The sequence below is a fragment of the Ruegeria sp. P8 genome (assembly GCF_056534665.1).
In genome coordinates this window covers 1-893 of sequence record NZ_JBQERC010000060.1, presented here as the reverse complement: position 1 = coordinate 893, position 893 = coordinate 1, and the positions used below count along the sequence as shown (strand labels likewise).

Annotated in this window: 1 protein-coding gene; it reads left to right on the top strand. The window is 62.3% G+C overall.

Translation table 11 applies throughout. The annotated features are described in order from the left end of the window. Window positions 1–9: 9 nt before the first annotated feature. Window positions 10–893: thiamine pyrophosphate-binding protein (locus ACR0BZ_RS19865; protein ID WP_480921084.1), on the top strand; the 884-nt coding region annotated here is incomplete at its 3' end.

Here is an 893-nt window from a genome sequence, read left to right as displayed (position 1 = left end):
AACACCCCTATGAAGATGACGACGGAAGAGGCCTTTGTTAAGGTTTTGCAGATGCATGGTATTGAGCATGCGTTTGGGATCATTGGCTCTGCGATGATGCCGATTTCGGATCTGTTTCCGAAGGCTGGGATCATGTTCTGGGACTGTGCGCATGAGGGCAGCGCGGGGATGATGGCGGATGGCTACACCCGGGCCACCGGCAAGATGTCGATGATGATCGCGCAGAACGGCCCGGGCATCACCAACTTTGTGACCGCCGTCAAGACCGCCTACTGGAACCACACCCCGCTTCTGCTGGTGACCCCGCAGGCGGCCAACAAGACGATCGGTCAGGGGGGCTTTCAGGAAGTCGAGCAGATGAAGCTGTTCGAGGACATGGTCGCCTATCAGGAAGAGGTCCGCGACCCGACCCGCGTCTGCGAGGTACTGAATCGTGTGATCATGCAGGCCAAACGCGCCAGCGCCCCGGCCCAGCTGAACATCCCGCGCGACATGTGGACCCAGGTTGTCGATATCGACCTGCCCGCCATTGTCGAGTTCGAGCGCCCCTCGGGCGGTGAAAGCGCCGTGGCCCAGGCGGCCGAGCTGCTGTCTAACGCCAGGAACCCGGTGATCCTGAACGGAGCCGGTGTGGTTCTGGCCGAAGGCGGCATCGAGGCGTCGAAAGCGCTGGCCGAGCGTCTGGATGCGCCGGTCTGCGTCGGCTACCAGCACAATGACGCCTTCCCGGGCAGCCACCCGCTGTTTGCCGGTCCGCTGGGCTATAACGGTTCGAAAGCGGGGATGGAGCTGATCAGCGAGGCGGATGTTGTCCTGTGCCTCGGCACCCGTCTGAACCCGTTCTCGACCCTGCCGGGCTATGGCATCAACTACTGGCCCGCGGATGCCAAGAT